Source organism: Streptococcus sp. LYSM12, from assembly GCF_004569635.1.
GTDB lineage: Bacteria > Bacillota > Bacilli > Lactobacillales > Streptococcaceae > Streptococcus.
The window spans coordinates 17,935-36,568 of the sequence record NZ_SPOZ01000020.1 but is presented as its reverse complement, the minus strand read 5'-3'; the positions used below and the strand labels follow the sequence as shown (position 1 = coordinate 36,568).

Sequence of the window (18,634 nt, the reverse complement as noted above, 5' to 3'; positions counted from 1 at the left end):
CTCCCTCTTATTTTGCAAACGGCATACCTAGGCCAGTAAGCAATGCACGTGATTCTTCGTCAGTGTTAGCTGTTGTAACAATAACGATATCCATACCGCGAGTTTTGTCAACATCGTCGAAGTTGATTTCTGGGAAGATTAATTGCTCTTTCACACCAAGTGTGTAGTTTCCTCGTCCGTCAAATGATTTTGTTGGAACACCATGGAAGTCACGCACACGTGGAAGTGATACAGATACCAATTTATCTAAAAATTCATACATACGTTCGCCACGAAGTGTTACTTTCGCTCCGATTGCAACCCCTTCACGAAGACGGAAGCCGGCGATTGATTTTTTAGCTTTTGTGATAAGTGGTTTTTGACCTGAAATCAATGCTAATTCTTGAGCAGCTTTTTCAAGATTTTTAGCGTTAGAAACAGCGTCACCAACACCCATGTTCAAAACAATCTTATCAACTTTTGGTACAGCCATAACTGATGAATAGTTAAATTGTTCAGTCAAAGCAGGAACTACTTCATTAAGATATTTTTCTTTTAAGCGATTTGCCATGTTACTTCTCCTTTCCTTCGTGATTAATCAAGCACTTCGCCTGATTTTTTGTTGTAACGAACTTTTTTACCGTCAACAAACTTGTATCCAACACGACCTGCTACACCGTTTTTGTCAAGAACTTGTACGTTTGACACATGGATTGCAGCTTCTTTCTCAACGATAGCACCTTGAGGGTTTTCGTTATTTGGTTTTTGATGTTTTTTGACGATGTTAACACCCTCGACAACAACTTTATTTACTTTTGGAAGTGCTGTCAAGACTACAGCTTCAACGCCTTTGTCTTTACCAGCGATTACGCGAACCTTATCGCCTTTTTTTACAAACATTTAGTTTCTCCTATTATTTCTTACGCCCTGATGGGCACCCTGAAAAATTTTCAGGGGACTTCGTTTGTTTTATGTTAAAGTACTTCTGGTGCCAATGAAACGATTTTCATGAAACCGCCATCACGTAGTTCACGTGCAACTGGACCAAAGATACGAGTTCCGCGAGGTGTTTTATCTTCACGGATAATAACTGCAGCATTCTCATCGAATTTGATATACGAACCATCGGCACGACGAGCACCTGTCTTAGTACGAACGATAACGGCTTTCACGACGTCACCTTTTTTAACCGCACCACCAGGAGTAGCTTGTTTTACTGAAGCAACGATGATGTCGCCGATGTTTGCAGATTTACGTTTTGAACCACCAAGAACTTTGATTGTCAAGATTTCACGTGCGCCACTGTTATCAGCAACTTTCAAACGAGTTTCTGTTTGAATCATGTAAGTTTTCTCCTTTCAGGTTGATTAAATGATAACTGCCTCTTCCACAACTTCTACAAGACGGAAACGTTTTGTAGCTGAAAGCGGACGAGTTTCCATGATACGTACGATATCGCCTTCCTTAGCAACATTGTTTTCATCATGAGCTTTATACTTTTTAGAGTAGTTAATACGTTTACCATAGACTGGGTGGTTACGTTTTGTTTCAACTACAACTGTGATGGTTTTGTCCATTTTGTCAGATACAACACGTCCAACAAGAACTTTACGATTATTGCGTTCCATTGAAATTCTCCTTTCCCAATCTATTATTTCACTTCTGATTGCACCGTTTTGATACGTGCAATTTGCTTTTTAACTTCGTTCAAACGAGCAGTTTGCTCAAGTTGACCAGCTGCAGCTTGGAATCGAAGTTCGAAGAGTTCTTTCTTCAATTCATTTTCGCGCTTTGCAAGTTCTTCTTGAGAAAGTCCACGAAGTTCTTTAACAAATTCTTTTATTTCATTAAGTTTCATGTCTTCTCCTTATTCTGCTTCACGTTTTACGAATTTGCATTTAACTGGTAATTTGTGGCTAGCCAAGCGGAATGCTTCGCGTGCGATTTCTTCTGAAACGCCAGCTACTTCAAACATTACTTTGCCACGTTTAACCGGTGCTACCCAACCTTCAGGTGCCCCTTTACCAGATCCCATACGTACCCCGATAGCTTTAGCGGTGTATGATTTGTGTGGGAAGATTTTAATCCAAACCTTACCACCACGTTTCATATAACGCGTCATCGCGATACGAGCTGCTTCGATTTGACGGTTTGTGATCCAGTGGCTAGTTGTCGCTTGAAGACCATATTCACCGAAATCTACTTGTTTTCCACCTTTAGCTTCACCGCGCATTTTTCCACGGAATTCACGACGGTGTTTAACACGTTTAGGTACTAACATTGGTTATTTACCTCCTTTAGTGTTCTTACGAGCTGGGAGAACTTCTCCACGGTAAATCCATACTTTAATACCAAGCTTACCGTATGTTGTAAGTGCTTCTTCCCAAGCATAGTCGATATCCGCACGAAGTGTATGAAGCGGAACAGTTCCTTCTGAGTATCCTTCTGAACGGGCAATATCAGCACCATTCAAACGTCCAGATACTTGAGTTTTAATCCCTTTTGCTCCTGCACGCATTGTGCGTTGGATTGCTTGTTTTTGAGCGCGACGGAATGCCACACGTTGTTCTAATTGACGAGCGATTGTTTCACCAACAAGATGTGCGTCTAAATCAGGTTGCTTGATTTCGATGATGTTGATATGAACTTGTTTGCCAGTCAATTTATTTAATTGTGCCCGAAGTGAATCAACATTGCTACCAGCTTTACCGATAACCATACCTGGTTTCGCTGTGTGAACACTTACGATCACTTTGTTTACAGCGCGTTCAATTTCGATAGTTGAAACGGATGCTTCAGCCAATTCTTTTTTGATAAAGTTGCGGATTGCAAGATCTTCATGAAGGTAATCCGCGTATTCTTTTTCAGCATACCATTTAGCATCCCAATCACGGATGATGCCAACACGCATACCAATTGGATGTACTTTTTGTCCCACGTTTTTACCTCCTTATTTTTCTTCCACAACTACAGTGATGTGAGCTGTACGTTTGTTGATTGGTGAAGCAGAACCTTTTGCACGTGGACGGAAACGTTTGAGTGTTGGTCCTTCGTTTGCGAAAGCTTCACTTACTACCAAGTTTGCTTTTTCCAAACCAAAGTTATTTTCGGCATTAGCAATTGCAGAGTTCAATACTTTTTCAATAATACCTGCTGCTTTGTTTGGAGTAAATTTCAAGATTGCGATTGCATCGGCTACGCTTTTGCCACGGATGTTATCCAAGACAAGACGTGATTTACGAGGTGAAACACGTACTGTGCGAGCAGTTGCTTTAGCTGAAGTAATTTCTGCCATTATGTGTTCCTCCTATTATTTTCTACGTGTTTTCTTGTCGTCAGCAGCGTGACCTTTGTAAGTACGAGTTGGTGCAAATTCACCAAGTTTGTGACCTACCATGTCTTCTTGGATATAAACAGGTACATGTTTGCGTCCATCATAAACTGCGATTGTATAACCAATGAAACTTGGGAAGATCGTTGAACGACGTGACCAAGTTTTAATTACTTTTTTCTTTTCATCGTTTGCTTGAGCTTCAACTTTTTTCATCAAATGCTCATCGACGAAAGGTCCTTTTTTAAGACTACGTCCCATTTTACTATTTTCTCCTTTAAACTATTACCACAGCGGCCTGCCCTGCAAAGCAAGGCTACCGAGCTGGCGGATATGCTTATATTACTTGTAACAGATTACTTCTCGTTACGACGACGAACAATCAGTTTACTAGATTTCGCTTTCTTGTTACGAGTTTTAAGTCCAAGAGCAGGTTTGCCCCATGGAGTAGATGGTGCTTTACGACCAACTGGTGCTTTACCTTCACCACCACCGTGTGGGTGATCGTTAGGGTTCATTACAGAACCGCGAACGGTTGGGCGGATACCTTTCCAACGACTACGTCCTGCTTTACCAAGGTTCACAAGTCCATGTTGCTCATTTCCAACAACACCAATTGTGGCACGACAAGTTCCAAGAATCATACGAACTTCACCTGATTGAAGACGAACAAGAACGTATTTACCTTCTTGACCAAGCACTTGCGCAGAAGCACCTGCTGCACGAACCAATTCACCACCGCGTCCTGGTTTCAATTCGATATTGTGGATAACAGTACCGACTGGAATGTTAGCAAGTGGAAGTGCATTACCGACCTTGATATCTGCTTCTGGACCTGAGACGATGCGTTGACCGACTTCAAGACCTTTAGGAGCGATAATATATGCCTTAATACCGTCTGTATAGTGTACAAGAGCGATGTTAGCGGAACGGTTTGGATCGTATTCAATTGTTTTAACAACTGCTTCGATACCATCTTTGTTACGTTTGAAATCAATCAAACGGTAGTGACGCTTGTGACCGCCACCTTGGTGACGAACTGTGATACGACCGTTGTTGTTGCGACCAGCTTTACTCTTAAGAGAAACAAGCAATGATTTCTCAGGAGTGCTTGTTGTGATTTCTGCGAAATCCAAAGAAGTCATGTTACGACGGCCATTTGTAGTTGGTTTATAAACTTTAATTCCCACGTTAATTCCTCCTTTGATTATTCAGCATCAGCTGTAGCAAACAATTCGATTGCTTTTGAATCAGCAGTCAATGTGATGATTGCTTTTTTCACTTTGCTTGTACGACCTACATAACGTCCTACGCGTTTTGTTTTAGGTTTTACGTTAATGGTATTAACATTTGCCACTTTCACTCCTTCAAAGGCTGCTTCTACAGCTTGTTTGATAAGAAGTTTATGAGCACGAGTGTCAACTTCAAAAACATATTTTCCTGCTTCAAGCTGAGCCATTGAGCTTTCTGTGATGACAGGTTTTTTGATAACATCATACAAATTCATTATGCAAGAACCTCCTCAATTTTAGAGATAGCTGCTTGAGTTACAAGAAGTTTATCTGCATTTACAATGTCAAGAACGCTTGCAGTTGTAGCAGTTGCAACTTTCACATTTGGAAGATTGCGTGCTGAAAGAGCTGCAAATTCATTACCTTCTTCAAGAATAACAAGGACTTTTGAATCAATGCTCAATGCTGCAAGAACTTTTGCGAATTCAGCAGTTTTTGGAGCTGTAAATGAAAGGCTGTCAACAGCTACAAATTTATTTTCAGCAACTTTTTCTGAGTAAACAGATTTAAGTGCCAAGCGACGAACCTTTTGTGGAAGTTTGTAGGCATAAGAACGTGGAGTTGGTCCAAAGACTACGCCACCGCCACGCCATTGTGGTGAGCGAATAGAACCTTGACGAGCGCGTCCAGTTCCTTTTTGACGCCATGGTTTGCGTCCGCCACCTGAAACCGCTGAGCGATTTTTAACTGCGTGAGTTCCTTGACGAAGGCTTGCACGTTGGCTGATGATGACATCAAATACAACCGCTTGATTTGGTTCAATACCAAAGATCGCATCGTTAAGAACTACTTCACCAGCTTGTTTACCAGTTTGGTCAAATAATGTTACGTTTGCCATTATGACTGATTTCCCCTTTCCTTATTATTTACCAGCTTTTACTGCTGATTTGATGGTGATAAGAGATTTCTTAGCACCTGGTACATTCCCTTTGATAAGGATAACGTTCTTTTCTGGAACAACTTGTACAATTTCAAGGTTTTGAATTGTCACACGGTTGCCACCCATACGTCCTGCCAAGTGTTTATTTTTGAAAACACGGTTTGGCGCAACAGGTCCCATTGAACCTGGACGACGGTGGTAACGTGAACCGTGAGCCATCGGACCACGTGATTGACCATGGCGTTTGATAACCCCTTGGAAACCTTTACCTTTAGATGTACCCGTTACATCAACAACATCTCCAGCTACGAAAGTATCAACTGTGATTTCGCTACCTACTTCCAAGCCTTCAATGTTTTTAAATTCACGAATGAAGCGCTTAGGAGCTGTGTTAGCTTTTGCTACATGGCCTTTGGCAGGTTTGTTACTCAATACTTCACGCTTGTCATCAAAACCAACTTGGATTGCATTGTATCCATCTGTTTCAACAGTTTTCACTTGAAGAACAACGTTTGGAGTTGCTTCGATGACAGTTACAGGGATAAATTCACCAGTTTCAGTGAAGATTTGAGTCATTCCCACTTTTTTCCCTAAGATTCCTTTTGTCATGAGAAAAATATTCCTTTTCTTATTTTATAGTTTAAAAAGTTTTTAACGAGCGTTTTTTATGCTCAAACACAAGATACAAGAGGCGTTAAGAACTCGCAGCAAAATATAGGAGATTGATGCAGCGAGCAAAGCTCGCAAGGCAATCTATCTTTTTTGCAAAGAGTTTAGCCTGTGTTCGATTGTGCTATGATTACAGTTTAATCTCTACGTTCACGCCACTTGGTAAATCAAGCTTCATAAGAGCGTCAACCGTTTTTTGCGTTGGATTCACGATGTCAATAAGACGTTTGTGAGTACGCATTTCGAATTGCTCACGAGAATCTTTGTACTTGTGAGTCGCACGAATGATTGTGTAGAGGCTACGTTCAGTTGGAAGTGGAACTGGACCAGCTACGCTTGCACCTGTACGTGTTGCAGTTTCTACGATTTTTGCAGCTGCTGTATCAAGTGTACGGTGTTCGTACGCTTTTAAGCGGATGCGGATTTTTTTATTTGCCATCTTTTTCTCCTTTTCGTCTATTTAAGATAATAGGCTAGCTCCACAAGAAAACCGACAGCGATTGCGTGGCAATGCAACCGAGCGTATCGCAACCTCTTGCATCAAAGCTAAGACCGTATTTTTTACGGCACTAGAATAGTCTATCAGATTCTAGCAGGCAATGCAAGCATTTTTTCGATTTTTTTAAAAATAATAGTCGAATGGAATCTCACCGAAATTCCAAAACAAAAATAGATATTTTTACGAATAAAAAAGTCACCTCCTACCCTATGAATCGACTTTCATAATCCCCTTTATAGTCATTTAGTTTATAGTTTTTATTACTCGTTAACTCGTCTTGCTGTACCATTGAGAAAAGTTACACTTTTCTTATCTGTCACTTGAAATAGTTATCAACTATTTCAACTACCTGCGTCTCGTTGCCTAGTACTAAAAAGAAACGAAACGGCTATACCGTGAAAGATTGGGGATACCGATAAAAAAGCTCCCCCCTCTAAGACGAAGATAGTAGGGATTCTCGTCGAAAATCAAAAGGCTTAACATCAAGTTCGTTCAAACGTGGATGTTAAACCTTTTCTGCTAGGAGCAATCATTCTATTTGGCATTGCTCAGCTCCCTCTTTGGAATTCCATTACTAGAATTTAAGACTGGTGTCCCAAATTTCTGGGGAAATGGACGCCAGCCTGCGTTTTCATTCTAGACGTAGGTTACTATAGTTCAGTGGATTATGTTCATTAATAGATAAATCAAACCATTCATATGCCCACCGTATCAGCTATCCTCTCCCCTCTTTTATAATCCTTGGGGCACCGCTCAAGAGGTAATGCCGAATGCTGTGAAATCAACGGGCTTCGCCATAACCTAGCACAACAGATGTTCATCTATAAAACGTTATGGGCGGGAAAGAACGCGACAGATAGACGGGTTTTCCTCGCTTCTGACACTCTAGGTTCAGGCTAAGACGGTCTGGAAATAGCGCATTTCACTCTCATCTCACAGTTGGTTAGCAGATTTGGAGCTTAAAAAGTGAACAAATTTGAGTAAAAAGCTCCAGTAGAGGTTTTTAGTCTGTTCCCTTGAAAGAAAAGGAACAGCATTTCATTTCCAACGGTCAACTATGTATAGCAGTTGAAGTAATCAACCACTGCGCTGAGATGTTGGAGTGAACTCTAAGAAGTAGAGAAAAACTGCCTCTTTCAAGGTTCTCATAAAACAATCCTAACCGAGAACCTCTCCTATCATAAGAAGAACATCAATCTGAGTATTATTGCCAAAAGTTTCAACATTTAAGTTAAAACTCCTTATCCCTGCCGCTTGAGCCGTTTCAACATCGAGGAAACGATCCCCCATATAATAAGTCGTTTCCGGAGACAGTTCATATTTATCCATGAGATAGAGAATAGCTTCTGGATGAGGCTTTCTTGCAAAACCGGAATCACCTGTCAATATCTCTACAAAATATCGGGAAATCTCTAATTCATTCAAAATAGCAAAGGCATTGTCCCCTTTGTGGGTATAGACAAATTGTTCAATCCCTGCTTCCTGGGCCCAATTAAGAATATCTCTTGCTCCCTCCATCAGGCGAATTTGAGCATTTTTTTCACGCAAGGAATTGGCTCTGACAGCATTCAACTCTTCCAGGGGTATTTGTTCTTGCTCCGATAATTGGCTGAGTAATTCTTTCACTGAATAACGTAAAATAAAGGCTTTGATTTCTTCACGATTAAAGAGCAAACCGAAGTGCTGATACGTTTCTTCTAAGCCCAATAAAATCGCATCGTAGGAATCAAGTAGGGTTCCGTCTAAATCCCAAATAAAGGCCCTTTTCATTGACACTCTACTCCTTTATATACTCATAGCCCAGGTGTTCGTAGGCTTTAGCTGTCGCAACACGTCCAGTTCTGGTCCGTATCAGAAAACCTTGCTGAATTAGATAGGGTTCATACATGTCCTCAACAGTCTCGCGTTCCTCTGCAATGTTGACCGAAAGTGTATTTAAGCCGACAGGACCACCACCGTACATTTCAATCATGGTGCGTAAAATCTTCTGATCAACATAATCAAGACCCTCGCGGTCGACATCCAGCATCGTCAATGCCTTGTCAGTAATGGTATCATCAATCAACCCATCGCCCATAATCTGAGCAACATCCCGTACACGTTTTAACAAGCGATTGGCAATACGAGGGGTTCCGCGAGAACGCTGTGCCAATTCAATAGCCGCTTCATGGGTAATTTCCATCTCAAAAATATCTGCCGTACGCTCGACAATTTCTGTTAGATCAAGCAGGGTATAGTATTCCATGTGACCTGTAATGCCAAAGCGAGCACGCAGGGGATTGGATAACATACCAGCACGCGTTGTCGCACCAATAAGAGTAAAAGGTGGTAAATCCAAATGCACCGCCCGACTAGCTTCTCCTGTCCCAATCATAATGTCAATGTAAAAGTCTTCCATAGCACTATAGAGAATCTCCTCTACTGCCATTGGCAAGCGATGAATTTCATCAATAAACAGGACATCTCCAGGCTCCAAATCATTGAGTAGCGCCACCAAATCTCCAGCCTTTTCGATCACTGGTCCGCTGGTCTGCTTGATATTGACCCCAAGTTCATTGGCGATAACAAAGGCCATGGTGGTTTTCCCCAAACCCGGAGGACCAAACAGCAAGGCATGATCCAAGGCTTCATCTCGCATCTTAGCAGCCTCAATAAAAATTTTCAGCTGTTCCTTCACCTTGTCCTGACCGATATATTCATTTAATTTCTGCGGGCGCAGGGTACGCTCTACGTACTCCTCATCGCCTAGTTGTTCTGTATCGACTATTCTATTCATGGTTTTATTATATCATAAAGGGAGCGGGAAAGAATGCGACAGGCAGAGAAAAGAGTTCGATTTTTTCTCACTTCCTACATTCTAGGTTTGGGCTAAAACGGTCTGGGAATAGACCTGTTTCACTCCCTCCGCCGCATAGCTCCAATAGTCAGAGTAGTGACTGTTGGAGGTTGGAAATGAAGCGAACTCGTTCGCATCAGTCGTAGAGGCTAGATTGGAAGCGTAAAAAATGAACAAATATGAGTGAAAAGCTCCAGTGGAAGTTTTTAGTCTGTTCCCTTGAAAAAGGAAACAGCGTTTCATTTCTGACTTTCAACGACATAATAGCCGTTGAAGCAATCACTGCGTTACTATTTTCTATAATCCCACGCGCTCAAAGATATCGTCTACTCGTTTAGCATAGTAAGACGGGTCAAAGAGTTCGTCAATTTCTGCTTGGCTGAGGCGCTCTGTCACCTTTTCATCTGCCTCAAGTAACGGTTTGAAAGCCGTCTGATTGTCCCAAGCGTAGGCCGTTTTTGGCTGCACCAAATCATAGGCTTCTTCGCGCGTCATGCCTTTTTCAATCAAGGCTAACATCGCACGCTGACTGTAAATCAAGCCAAATGTTGATTCCATATTCCGCTTCATATTTTCTGGGAATACTGTCAAGTTTTTCACGATGTTTCCAAAACGGGTAAGCATATAGTCAATCAAAATGGTCGTATCCGGCGTGATAATCCGCTCTGCCGATGAATGCGAAATGTCCCGTTCATGCCAGAGGGCTACGTTTTCAAACGCAGTTACCATGTGTCCACGGATCACACGCGCAAGCCCGGTCATGTTTTCAGATCCGATTGGGTTGCGTTTATGAGGCATAGCAGAGCTCCCTTTTTGCCCCTTGGCAAAGAACTCTTCGACCTCTCGCTGCTCAGATTTTTGTAGGCCACGGATTTCCGTTGCCATGCGCTCAATAGAAGTCGCAATGGTCGCAAGCGCAGCAAAGTATTCTGCATGAAGGTCACGTGGAAGAACCTGCGTAGAAATTTCCTGTGGACGAATGCCTAGCTTTTTACAGACATAACTTTCCACAAATGGTGGAATATTGGCAAAATTTCCAACCGCACCAGAGATTTTTCCTGCTTCTACGCCCTCAGCAGCACGCTCGAAGCGCTCGATATTGCGCTTCATTTCGCTGTACCAAGTAGCCAATTTCAGCCCGAAGGTCGTCGGCTCCGCATGCACCCCGTGGGTACGCCCCATCATAATCGTATACTTATGTTCACGCGCCTTGTCTGCGACAATATCCGTAAAGCGACGCAAATCCTCACGAATGATATCATTGGCCTGCTTGTAGAGATAACCATAAGCCGTATCCACCACGTCAGTCGAGGTCAAGCCATAGTGCACCCACTTGCGCTCCTCACCGAGGGTTTCAGAAACCGCACGAGTAAAGGCCACGACATCGTGACGCGTTTCTTGCTCAATTTCCAAAATACGGTCAATGTTAAACCCTGCATGTTCACGAATTTTCGCTACATCTTCCTTGGGAATCTCCCCCAACTCAGCCCAGGCCTCATCGGCCAAGATTTCCACCTCAAGCCAAGCCCTATACTTATTTTCCTCTGTCCAAATTGCGCCCATTTCAGGACGTGTGTAACGTTCTAACATAATTAAGATATTAAGGGCGTTAAGCGGACACAACGAAAATAGGAAATTTTGAGATGAGCGACTCGCGCTCGAACAAAATTTATCTTTTTCGCCCAGTCCGTAGCCCGTATTCAGTTCAGTGAATACGGTGCCCTCCTTCCTTTCTTTTTTTATTCTGACTGCATTCAATTTCCAGAACACAGCATTCTTAATTTCATTTGTTTCCTTTTAAAAAACCTCTGATAATTCCTTACAATTCATCTTAGCCACTAAAAATTGAAATGTTGCCTAAAGAACCGACTGAATAAAGTCAACCCCGCTATGCAAGATTTTTTATCATAGCTACTTAACCCAATTCCCACCAAGTTATTTTTAAATTTCCTAAAAATTATTGTTCTACTATCTCAATTTCCTTGATAGTATCAATTCGGACAATTTTAACAATTGAGTTTCCTTTTTTATCTGTATGCCGTAACTTTACCCATTCTTCGTCAACTTCCAAGACGGAATACAAATAATCATAATTCACAATATCATCAAATTGAAACTTACATTGCTCGCCTTCTAGTTCTTTTAGCAATTGCGACATCTCACATCCCCCGTTTTCTTGTCGTCCTAATTTGTAAATCCTTTTTGTTAGCTTAGCAAACTTGTCATTGATACTCCATCCTAAATAAGCAAGCGTTATTAGTAAAATAAAATCTATCATATCCCCTACTTAAAAATCCTTCTTAGGCTTAGCCAACTTGAAAACTTCTCTTTTCCCATTTCAACGGATGAATCGTGAGACAGTATCGTCACATCTATATCCAAGAGAACATCATATACAGCCAGGTAATCATTTGGAGACTGCTGGTTCCGAATAAGCAAAACGCCTCAACTACACCAACTTTTCCCCTTCAATGAAAGTCTGAACAATACTCTGAACCATCCAAACTTCCTCCTTTAGTCTTTCTTGTACTGCTCTTTTATCTCTTCTAGCAATCGAATAATGCGATGTAAGCAACGAAAAAGATAGACAATTGTAGCAATCACTGCACTCCAAACCAATAATGGCAACAGTAACACAATCCATGGAATCTGCATCATACCAATCCTCCTTAGGCTGAACTAACCTAAAAATTCTTTAATCAAATTCACCTCTTCCCCCAACACCGTCACGTGTCCCATTTTCCGATTGTGCTTAGCTTCTGCTTTTCCATAAAGATGAAGATGGGCTTGTGGATGTTGTGCAACAAAGTCCCCTGCTGCTTCCATATCCTGACCCAGAACATTGAGCATAACAGCTGGTGCATGAAGCTGAATGTCCGGCAAGGGCTCGCCTAGGATGCCCAAAATATGGGTATCAAACTGAGAAAAATTGCAGGCCTCTATACTATAATGACCTGAATTATGGGGGCGAGGCGCAAGTTCATTGACGAGAATTTCCTCCCCAGCTACAAACATCTCTATACATAGTGTACCAAAAAGTTGCAAATCTGTGGCAATTTTACAGGCCATTTGAATAGCTTTGTCTGCCAACTGTTCAGAGATACGAGCTGGGACAATGGTTTTAGAAAGAATGTTGTTGCGATGAATATTTTCTTGAATAGGAAAGACGGTCAGTTCCCGACCATTTCCTGAAACCAAGACTGAAATTTCCATATCAAACGGTACAAAATCTTCTAAAACACAGTCCGTCTGGTCTGCCAATACTTTTGCTTGCGCGAGACTTTCCTCATCACGAATGACCACTTGACCATGACCGTCATAGCCACCTGTAGCCGTTTTCAGCACTCGTGTCAACGAAAAATCATAGTCCACCAAATCAAGGCTTGAAGCCACTACCTGATAAGGAGCTAGGGCTACACCTGCTTTTAGCAAAAAATCTTTTTCCGCAATTCGATTTTGGGCAATTCGAAGAAGATTCGTTCCTTGAGGTAAGAGTACTTTATCTGCAACTGCATCAAGACTCTCTGCATTCACATTTTCAAACTCATAGGTCAGAACATCACAACGTTCAGCCAAGATACGTAAGGCTTCCACATCTGTATAATCTGCCACGATGACCTCACTCACTCGGGAAGCTGGGCAATCTGCTGCTGGATCAAGCGTGATGACTTTATGCCCGCGGTAAATAGCTGAAATAGCCATCATCTGTCCCAGCTGTCCACCACCTATAATCCCAATTGTCTTAGATAAGGTCATGACTTGACTCCTCTGCTATTTTTCCTTGCTTTTCAGCAAATTCCATCAATTTTCTATTCAAATCTGGGTTTTTAAGCGCCAAAATCCTCACTGCAGACAAACCTGCATTAGTCGCTCCACTATCCCCAATCGCCATGGTCATAACAGGCACACCGCCAGGCATCTGAACAATGGAGTAAAGCGAATCAAGCCCGCTTAAAGCACGCGATTTAATAGGCACCCCAATGACTGGCAGTGTTGTTTTAGCAGCCACCATTCCTGGCAAGTGCGCTGCGCCACCTGCACCTGCAATAATAACCTTGATTCCCCGTGCGTAAGCTTTTTCTGCATGTTCAAACATCAAATCAGGCGTTCGATGGGCAGAAACGACTTTCTTTTCATAGCCAACACCAAATTCATCCAAAATCTGCGCTGCTTTTTTCATGGTTTCCCAGTCCGAAATGGAACCCATGATGAGTGATACAAGTGTTTGTGTCATATTTTCTCCTTATCGAACCGCTTTATTACCAATATCTGTCCGGTAAAACATACCTGTCGTATCCTGCTTTTCCAACTGCTGATAGATTACTTTCTGTGCTTGTGAAACGGTTTCCTGCGTGGTAACAAGCATATAGACACGACCACCACTTGAGACCAACTCTTGCTTCGCATTTAACGCAGCACCCGCGTAGTAGGTTTCAATTTCTCCACTGGTCTTTGCTGGCAATCGCACTCCTTTTTCATACTCCAATGGATACCCCTCGCTTGCAACCACAACCCCCAACGTCACACCATGTTCTAGCCAGGTAAAGGTCGGAGTCTTTCCTGCCAGCAAATCAGTAATATTTTTTGCAAAATCAGATGTCAGACGCGGAAGAATGATTTGCGTTTCAGGATCTCCAAAACGAGCATTGAACTCAATAACCTTAGGACCTTCAGCTGTCGAAATCAAGCCTGCATACAGTACCCCAAGATAGGGACGACTTTCTGCCGTCATTCCTTTCAAGATAGGCTTTATAATCTCTTCCACAGACTGTTCAATTACACTAGCTGGTAAATGAGGAACTGGAGCATAAGCCCCCATACCACCTGTATTTGGTCCTTTATCATCATTAAAAGCACGCTTGTGATCCTGCGCTGTCGGCATGAGATAAAAGTCCTCACCATTCACAAAGGCAAAAAGGGAAAATTCCTCTCCACTTAAAAATTCTTCGATAACCACGCGCGCCCCACTGTCACCAAATTTATTAGCAAGGAGCATGTCGTAAGCCGCAGCTATTGCTTCTTCCACTGTAGCAGCAACTACAACGCCTTTTCCGAGTGCCAAGCCGTCCGCCTTAACTACAATAGGCGCTCCCTGGGCTTCAATGTAGGCTTTGGCCGCTTCAAAATCAGAAAAGGTTTCATAACGCGCTGTCGGTACGCCATATTTCACCATAATTGATTTGGCAAAGTCCTTAGACCATTCCAACTCTGCCGCATTTTTTCTAGGACCAAAAACAAGTAAACCGGCTGCTTCAAAATCATCAACCAAACCTGCTGCCAAGGCATCATCTGGCCCTACAAAGGTCCAATCAATCTTTTCTTCTTGCGCAAATGCGATTAACCTAGAATGTTCGGAAATACCAATATTGACCAACTCTATACCATCTGCCAACATCCCGCTATTTCCAGGAGCAACAAAGACCCTCTCAACACCTTTTGATTCTAACAACTTCTTTGCAATCGCGTGTTCACGACCACCCAAGCCAACAACTAATAGCCTCATCTCTACACCTCTAAAAACGTATTTTATAAAGATATTGTATCAAAATCATTCGTTTTTATCTATAAAATCTATAAAATAGATATTTTTTCATTCCATTTCCGAACGATAAAGAAAGAAAAATCCTAAACACCTATAGGATTGGAACCTTTGTTAAGAATAAAATGATTCAACCATACACTTGGACATTTTTAATCCCTTCCCTACCTTGTTTATTACGATTATTGCTACACTAAGTCACTGCTATAGTCGTCCCATTTATTTTTAATAAATAGGCAACGCATCGTAGGTAGTACTGAAGTACAACACAAGACGAGTTAACAAAGCAACAAAAGATAAACTATTATGCACCTCATGAAGCCATTGTATTCTCCTTCTACCGACTTACCCTCCCGTCCAAGATTTCCTCTATGTCTTACTTCGCACTCCTACCACAAAAATAGGAGGGAGACAACAATCAATTTTACAGTCTCACCTCCACAAGATTGACGAAACTTATAAAATGTTCATATACCCAACATTTTACAAATCCGATACCTACTACCTCAAACTGTTCATCCTATAAAACTTTGGTATTTCGGTACTTTTGTTCCAACCTCACTTTACTATTTCCAACCATCAATGTCTAAAATGTCTCACACCGGTAAAGACCATCGTTAGACCGTATTTATCCGCCATATCAATAGATTCTTGATCACGAACGGAGCCTCCAGGTTGGATAATGGCCTTAATACCTGCAGCCGCAATTTCTTCAACATTATCTGCAAATGGGAAGAAAGCATCTGAAGCAAGGACAGCTCCGTCAAGCCGGTCTTTGGCTTGCTCAATAGCAATCTTAACGGAAGCTACACGATTGGTTTGCCCGGGACCAACACCGAGGGTCATCTTATCATTCGTAATAATGATACCATTTGACTTCACATACTTAATTGCTTTCCACGCAAATTCAAGTGCTACCTCTTCCTGCTCACTTGGTCGACGCTTAGTAACAACCGTCCAATCATTCGGAGTTTCAACAACGACATCTTGGTTCTGAACCAATAAACCTCCAACAACACCTGTATATTCTGCCTCTACTTCGCTTGCTGCTTGCGCATCAAATGGTAATTCAAGGATCCGCAAGTTTTTCTTTTTATTGGTTAAAATTGCTAGCGCTTCTGCCGAATAGCTTGGTGCAATGATAATTTCCAAGAAAATCGGATGCATTTTTTCTGCAGTAGCTGCATCTACCTCACGGTTAAGAACGACGATGCCTCCAAAGATAGAAACTGGATCTGCTTCATAGGCATAATCCCATGCACGTTCAATATCCTCTGCCTGCCCAATACCACATGGATTCATATGTTTTAATGCAACAACAGTTGGTCGCTCCTTGAAATCGCGAATAATCCGAATCGCAGCATCCGCATCACGAATATTATTGAAAGAGAGCTCCTTTCCATTTAATTGTTTAGCTGATGCAATCGAATAAGCTGTGGGAATTGCTTTTTGATAAAAATCAGCATCCTGCTGTGGATTTTCCCCATAGCGCATGGCCTGATTTAAATCATACGTCAATGTCAGCTTCTCTGGTTTTGTTTCTCCCACTTGACCTGTAAAATATTCTGCAATAAGGGCATCGTAAGCAGCAGTATGACGGAAGACCTTAGCTGCCAAACGTTGACGGGTAGCATAGGCGGTCTCACCACCTGCCTTTAGTTCATCAAGCACTACCGCATAATCTGCAGGATCCACTACAACAGTTACACTCGCATGATTCTTCGCTGCCGAACGAAGCATGGAGGGACCACCAATATCAATATTTTCCACTGCTAAATCATAGGTGACATCTGGACGAAGAATTGTCTCCTTAAAAGGATAAAGATTGACAACAACCAAATCAATCAATCCAATCGCATGGTCATGTGCTGCCTCTAAATGACTATCGACATCACGACGCGCCAACAATCCTCCATGAATCTTAGGATGAAGCGTCTTGACACGTCCATCCATCATTTCTGGAAAACCTGTAATATCATCGATTGCAATGGTCTCAACCCCTGCATTATCAAGGGTAGTCTTAGTCCCACCCGTTGAAATAATCTCCCAACCAAGGGCTTTCAATTCTTGGGCAAACTCTATAATGCCCACTTTATCAGATACGCTGATTAATGCGCGTTTTGTCATGGTTTCTCCTTTTGTTTCTTATTTGTTACTATTTCATTCGTTTGTAGTAATGTTTAACATCTTCTCTTTTTGATAGGTACTCAGATAATTCTGATATAAGCCATTTTCTCTTGCAAACTACAACTACAGGGTTTTGGGGGAGGAAGATTACAAGAGTAATTCATCACAGTTAAAACAACTTAATCTTCGTCATCACCCAAAGCGACTAGTGGCAGGCAAAGCTAAGAGCTGAAAGCAAGATGCATTTTCAGTTTTGTGGAACATCAAGCGCCCGTCTGGTAAATATTTCTCGGTCATCTTGACCAAAAATCGTAAATCCTAGAGAATGCAGTAAGTGCTCCATTTTCTGATTGCCTTTATAGTCTTTTAGTTTACTTTTAGTACTAGGCAACGAGCTGCAGGCTGTACTAGAGTACGGCAAAGCGAGTTAACGAAGTAATAAAAGATAAACGAAATGACTTTAACAAAATCTGCCCGAATTGTACTATATTTTCCTAGAACTTTAGCTTGCTCAATTAAGGCCAAGATAGCAGACTTTCCATATCCATTTCCCTGCTGGCACTCATCAATCATCAATCGCCAAATTGTATAGCAAGACTCTTCGTCATCTATATCAACCAAGGCAAAACCAATGACTTCCTCATTCACATAAATGGCGTAGGGAAAGACATCTCCATTTTCCCGATAGAGCCAGCAATCTGCTAGCGATCGAAGATTAGAAGCTACAAACTGCTTGTCTTTCTCTGCCACGGTCAAATGGATAAGCTGAGTAAAATTTTCTTCATCAACTAATCTTAACGTAATCATTTGGAAATCTTCCTCTCTTTCTCTGAAATCCATCATGATAACCGAAAGTCTATCATATTTGATTTACAAACGAGAGAGTAACTCCCTAATCGCCTCTGGGTAGAGCTGGTATTCTGCTTCGTGAATCCTAGTTTCAAAATCCTCCAAGCTATCCTCCTTGTAGCGCGGTACACGCACCTGCTTGATAATCTGTCCTGTATCAATCCCTCTATCCACCCAATGAACGGTCACACCAGATTGATCAACGCCTGCCTCCCACGCATCTTCAATTCCATGAGCACCAGGAAATTCCGGTAAATAGGCTGGATGAATATTGATGATACGCCCTTCATAAGCTGATAACAAGGTTTCACTGACAATTTTCATGTAGCCTGCTAAGACCACTAGATCAATCTGATGCTGTTCTAACAAGTCAACAATCGCCTGTTCATAGGCTACCTTTGTATCAAATTCCTTTAATTCAAAAGCATAACTTGTTATCCCTACCTTTTGAGCCCGTTCTAAGACATAAGCTGCTCGCTTATCTGAAAAAATAAATTCAACTGGAAACTGATCGGCAATCACTTGAAAATTAGACCCATTTCCTGAGGCAAAAACTGCGATTTTCATATTCGATATAAAGGGATTATCCGGCTTTCCGAAAATTTCCATAGAAGTAAAACAATTCAGTGAATT

The 18,634-nt window shown here is 41.8% G+C and carries 25 protein-coding genes; all 25 read right to left on the bottom strand.

Annotated elements, in window-relative coordinates; translation table 11 throughout:
• Window positions 1-7: 7 nt before the first annotated feature.
• The gene (gene rplE / locus E4T79_RS07685) at window positions 8-550 is read right to left on the bottom strand and encodes a 50S ribosomal protein L5 (protein WP_029176426.1); all 543 of its coding nucleotides are present in this window, start codon (window positions 548-550) and stop codon (window positions 8-10) included.
• Window positions 551-573: 23 nt separating this feature from the next.
• Window positions 574-879, bottom strand: coding sequence for a 50S ribosomal protein L24 (gene rplX, locus E4T79_RS07680; RefSeq protein ID WP_075105557.1), 306 nt, complete (start codon window positions 877-879; stop codon window positions 574-576).
• A 74-nt stretch (window positions 880-953) separates the two neighbouring features.
• A complete protein-coding gene (rplN, locus tag E4T79_RS07675) occupies window positions 954-1,322 on the bottom strand; it encodes a 50S ribosomal protein L14 (protein ID WP_067087623.1) in 369 nt (122 codons plus the stop codon).
• A 24-nt stretch (window positions 1,323-1,346) separates the two neighbouring features.
• Entirely contained in the window at window positions 1,347-1,607 is a 261-nt protein-coding gene (gene rpsQ / locus E4T79_RS07670) for a 30S ribosomal protein S17 (RefSeq protein ID WP_000440801.1), read from the bottom strand.
• A 23-nt stretch (window positions 1,608-1,630) separates the two neighbouring features.
• Window positions 1,631-1,837 (bottom strand): 50S ribosomal protein L29, encoded by a 207-nt coding sequence (gene rpmC, locus E4T79_RS07665; RefSeq protein ID WP_135029174.1) that lies wholly within the window; start codon window positions 1,835-1,837, stop codon window positions 1,631-1,633.
• A 9-nt stretch (window positions 1,838-1,846) separates the two neighbouring features.
• A complete protein-coding gene (gene rplP, locus E4T79_RS07660; protein WP_067087620.1) occupies window positions 1,847-2,260 on the bottom strand; it encodes a 50S ribosomal protein L16 in 414 nt (137 codons plus the stop codon).
• A 3-nt stretch (window positions 2,261-2,263) separates the two neighbouring features.
• Window positions 2,264-2,917, bottom strand: coding sequence for a 30S ribosomal protein S3 (rpsC, locus tag E4T79_RS07655; RefSeq protein ID WP_135029172.1), 654 nt, complete (start codon window positions 2,915-2,917; stop codon window positions 2,264-2,266).
• Between the two features lie 12 nt (window positions 2,918-2,929).
• Window positions 2,930-3,274: a 50S ribosomal protein L22 gene (gene rplV / locus E4T79_RS07650; RefSeq protein ID WP_135029170.1), complete on the bottom strand. Its 345-nt coding sequence runs from the start codon at window positions 3,272-3,274 to the stop codon at window positions 2,930-2,932.
• A gap of 15 nt (window positions 3,275-3,289) precedes the next feature.
• Window positions 3,290-3,571 (bottom strand): 30S ribosomal protein S19, encoded by a 282-nt coding sequence (gene rpsS, locus E4T79_RS07645; RefSeq protein WP_000533766.1) that lies wholly within the window; start codon window positions 3,569-3,571, stop codon window positions 3,290-3,292.
• A 95-nt stretch (window positions 3,572-3,666) separates the two neighbouring features.
• On the bottom strand, window positions 3,667-4,500 hold the full coding sequence (rplB, locus tag E4T79_RS07640; RefSeq protein ID WP_135029168.1) for a 50S ribosomal protein L2: 834 nt from the start codon (window positions 4,498-4,500) through the stop codon (window positions 3,667-3,669).
• Window positions 4,501-4,517: 17 nt separating this feature from the next.
• Window positions 4,518-4,817, bottom strand: a complete 300-nt coding sequence (locus E4T79_RS07635; RefSeq protein WP_135029166.1) for a 50S ribosomal protein L23 — start codon at window positions 4,815-4,817, stop codon at window positions 4,518-4,520.
• Window positions 4,817-5,440 carry a 50S ribosomal protein L4 gene (rplD, locus tag E4T79_RS07630; protein ID WP_135029164.1) on the bottom strand — a complete coding sequence of 208 codons (624 nt, stop codon included), beginning with the start codon at window positions 5,438-5,440 and terminating at the stop codon, window positions 4,817-4,819. The genes E4T79_RS07635 and rplD overlap by 1 nt, the downstream gene beginning before the upstream one ends.
• 24 nt (window positions 5,441-5,464) lie before the next feature.
• Window positions 5,465-6,091, bottom strand: a complete 627-nt coding sequence (rplC, locus tag E4T79_RS07625) for a 50S ribosomal protein L3 (protein ID WP_135029162.1) — start codon at window positions 6,089-6,091, stop codon at window positions 5,465-5,467.
• A gap of 190 nt (window positions 6,092-6,281) precedes the next feature.
• Window positions 6,282-6,590, bottom strand: coding sequence for a 30S ribosomal protein S10 (gene rpsJ, locus E4T79_RS07620; protein ID WP_067087606.1), 309 nt, complete (start codon window positions 6,588-6,590; stop codon window positions 6,282-6,284).
• A gap of 1,218 nt (window positions 6,591-7,808) precedes the next feature.
• On the bottom strand, window positions 7,809-8,420 hold the full coding sequence (locus E4T79_RS07615; RefSeq protein ID WP_135029160.1) for an HAD-IA family hydrolase: 612 nt from the start codon (window positions 8,418-8,420) through the stop codon (window positions 7,809-7,811).
• Between the two features lie 7 nt (window positions 8,421-8,427).
• Window positions 8,428-9,426, bottom strand: coding sequence for a Holliday junction branch migration DNA helicase RuvB (gene ruvB, locus E4T79_RS07610; RefSeq protein WP_135029157.1), 999 nt, complete (start codon window positions 9,424-9,426; stop codon window positions 8,428-8,430).
• A gap of 357 nt (window positions 9,427-9,783) precedes the next feature.
• Window positions 9,784-11,076, bottom strand: coding sequence for an adenylosuccinate lyase (gene purB / locus E4T79_RS07605; RefSeq protein WP_135029155.1), 1,293 nt, complete (start codon window positions 11,074-11,076; stop codon window positions 9,784-9,786).
• Window positions 11,077-11,443: 367 nt separating this feature from the next.
• Window positions 11,444-11,764, bottom strand: coding sequence for a hypothetical protein (locus E4T79_RS07600; RefSeq protein ID WP_135029153.1), 321 nt, complete (start codon window positions 11,762-11,764; stop codon window positions 11,444-11,446).
• A gap of 236 nt (window positions 11,765-12,000) precedes the next feature.
• A complete protein-coding gene (locus E4T79_RS11080) occupies window positions 12,001-12,144 on the bottom strand; it encodes a hypothetical protein (RefSeq protein WP_167752653.1) in 144 nt (47 codons plus the stop codon).
• Between the two features lie 21 nt (window positions 12,145-12,165).
• On the bottom strand, window positions 12,166-13,242 hold the full coding sequence (purK, locus tag E4T79_RS07590; RefSeq protein ID WP_135029151.1) for a 5-(carboxyamino)imidazole ribonucleotide synthase: 1,077 nt from the start codon (window positions 13,240-13,242) through the stop codon (window positions 12,166-12,168).
• On the bottom strand, window positions 13,229-13,720 hold the full coding sequence (purE, locus tag E4T79_RS07585) for a 5-(carboxyamino)imidazole ribonucleotide mutase (protein ID WP_135029149.1): 492 nt from the start codon (window positions 13,718-13,720) through the stop codon (window positions 13,229-13,231). The genes purK and purE overlap by 14 nt, the downstream gene beginning before the upstream one ends.
• Window positions 13,721-13,729: 9 nt before the next feature.
• Window positions 13,730-14,989, bottom strand: a complete 1,260-nt coding sequence (gene purD / locus E4T79_RS07580; protein ID WP_135029147.1) for a phosphoribosylamine--glycine ligase — start codon at window positions 14,987-14,989, stop codon at window positions 13,730-13,732.
• A gap of 615 nt (window positions 14,990-15,604) precedes the next feature.
• Window positions 15,605-17,152 carry a bifunctional phosphoribosylaminoimidazolecarboxamide formyltransferase/IMP cyclohydrolase gene (gene purH / locus E4T79_RS07575; RefSeq protein ID WP_135029145.1) on the bottom strand — a complete coding sequence of 516 codons (1,548 nt, stop codon included), beginning with the start codon at window positions 17,150-17,152 and terminating at the stop codon, window positions 15,605-15,607.
• Window positions 17,153-17,518: 366 nt separating this feature from the next.
• Window positions 17,519-17,959 carry a GNAT family N-acetyltransferase gene (locus tag E4T79_RS07570; RefSeq protein WP_167752652.1) on the bottom strand — a complete coding sequence of 147 codons (441 nt, stop codon included), beginning with the start codon at window positions 17,957-17,959 and terminating at the stop codon, window positions 17,519-17,521.
• Window positions 17,960-18,022: 63 nt separating this feature from the next.
• Complete coding sequence (gene purN / locus E4T79_RS07565) at window positions 18,023-18,568, bottom strand: phosphoribosylglycinamide formyltransferase (RefSeq protein ID WP_135029192.1); 546 nt, start codon at window positions 18,566-18,568, stop codon at window positions 18,023-18,025.
• Window positions 18,569-18,634: the final 66 nt, after the last annotated feature.

What these genes read in the sequence shown, in the direction of transcription:
- rplE (WP_029176426.1), bottom strand. Translation starts at nt 550, where the DNA reads ATGGCAAATCGCTTAAAAGAAAAATATCTTAATGAAGTAGTTCCTGCT.
- purD (WP_135029147.1), bottom strand. Translation starts at nt 14,989, where the DNA reads ATGAGGCTATTAGTTGTTGGCTTGGGTGGTCGTGAACACGCGATTGCA.
- E4T79_RS11080 (WP_167752653.1), bottom strand. Translation starts at nt 12,144, where the DNA reads ATGATGCAGATTCCATGGATTGTGTTACTGTTGCCATTATTGGTTTGG.
- rplN (WP_067087623.1), bottom strand. Translation starts at nt 1,322, where the DNA reads ATGATTCAAACAGAAACTCGTTTGAAAGTTGCTGATAACAGTGGCGCA.
- rpsS (WP_000533766.1), bottom strand. Translation starts at nt 3,571, where the DNA reads ATGGGACGTAGTCTTAAAAAAGGACCTTTCGTCGATGAGCATTTGATG.
- purB (WP_135029155.1), bottom strand. Translation starts at nt 11,076, where the DNA reads ATGTTAGAACGTTACACACGTCCTGAAATGGGCGCAATTTGGACAGAG.
- rplV (WP_135029170.1), bottom strand. Translation starts at nt 3,274, where the DNA reads ATGGCAGAAATTACTTCAGCTAAAGCAACTGCTCGCACAGTACGTGTT.
- E4T79_RS07615 (WP_135029160.1), bottom strand. Translation starts at nt 8,420, where the DNA reads ATGAAAAGGGCCTTTATTTGGGATTTAGACGGAACCCTACTTGATTCC.
- E4T79_RS07635 (WP_135029166.1), bottom strand. Translation starts at nt 4,817, where the DNA reads ATGAATTTGTATGATGTTATCAAAAAACCTGTCATCACAGAAAGCTCA.
- ruvB (WP_135029157.1), bottom strand. Translation starts at nt 9,426, where the DNA reads ATGAATAGAATAGTCGATACAGAACAACTAGGCGATGAGGAGTACGTA.
- rpsQ (WP_000440801.1), bottom strand. Translation starts at nt 1,607, where the DNA reads ATGGAACGCAATAATCGTAAAGTTCTTGTTGGACGTGTTGTATCTGAC.
- rplX (WP_075105557.1), bottom strand. Translation starts at nt 879, where the DNA reads ATGTTTGTAAAAAAAGGCGATAAGGTTCGCGTAATCGCTGGTAAAGAC.
- rpmC (WP_135029174.1), bottom strand. Translation starts at nt 1,837, where the DNA reads ATGAAACTTAATGAAATAAAAGAATTTGTTAAAGAACTTCGTGGACTT.
- rpsJ (WP_067087606.1), bottom strand. Translation starts at nt 6,590, where the DNA reads ATGGCAAATAAAAAAATCCGCATCCGCTTAAAAGCGTACGAACACCGT.
- E4T79_RS07570 (WP_167752652.1), bottom strand. Translation starts at nt 17,959, where the DNA reads ATGATTACGTTAAGATTAGTTGATGAAGAAAATTTTACTCAGCTTATC.
- E4T79_RS07600 (WP_135029153.1), bottom strand. Translation starts at nt 11,764, where the DNA reads ATGATAGATTTTATTTTACTAATAACGCTTGCTTATTTAGGATGGAGT.
- rplP (WP_067087620.1), bottom strand. Translation starts at nt 2,260, where the DNA reads ATGTTAGTACCTAAACGTGTTAAACACCGTCGTGAATTCCGTGGAAAA.
- rplC (WP_135029162.1), bottom strand. Translation starts at nt 6,091, where the DNA reads ATGACAAAAGGAATCTTAGGGAAAAAAGTGGGAATGACTCAAATCTTC.
- purH (WP_135029145.1), bottom strand. Translation starts at nt 17,152, where the DNA reads ATGACAAAACGCGCATTAATCAGCGTATCTGATAAAGTGGGCATTATA.
- purE (WP_135029149.1), bottom strand. Translation starts at nt 13,720, where the DNA reads ATGACACAAACACTTGTATCACTCATCATGGGTTCCATTTCGGACTGG.
- purN (WP_135029192.1), bottom strand. Translation starts at nt 18,568, where the DNA reads ATGAAAATCGCAGTTTTTGCCTCAGGAAATGGGTCTAATTTTCAAGTG.
- purK (WP_135029151.1), bottom strand. Translation starts at nt 13,242, where the DNA reads ATGACCTTATCTAAGACAATTGGGATTATAGGTGGTGGACAGCTGGGA.
- rplD (WP_135029164.1), bottom strand. Translation starts at nt 5,440, where the DNA reads ATGGCAAACGTAACATTATTTGACCAAACTGGTAAACAAGCTGGTGAA.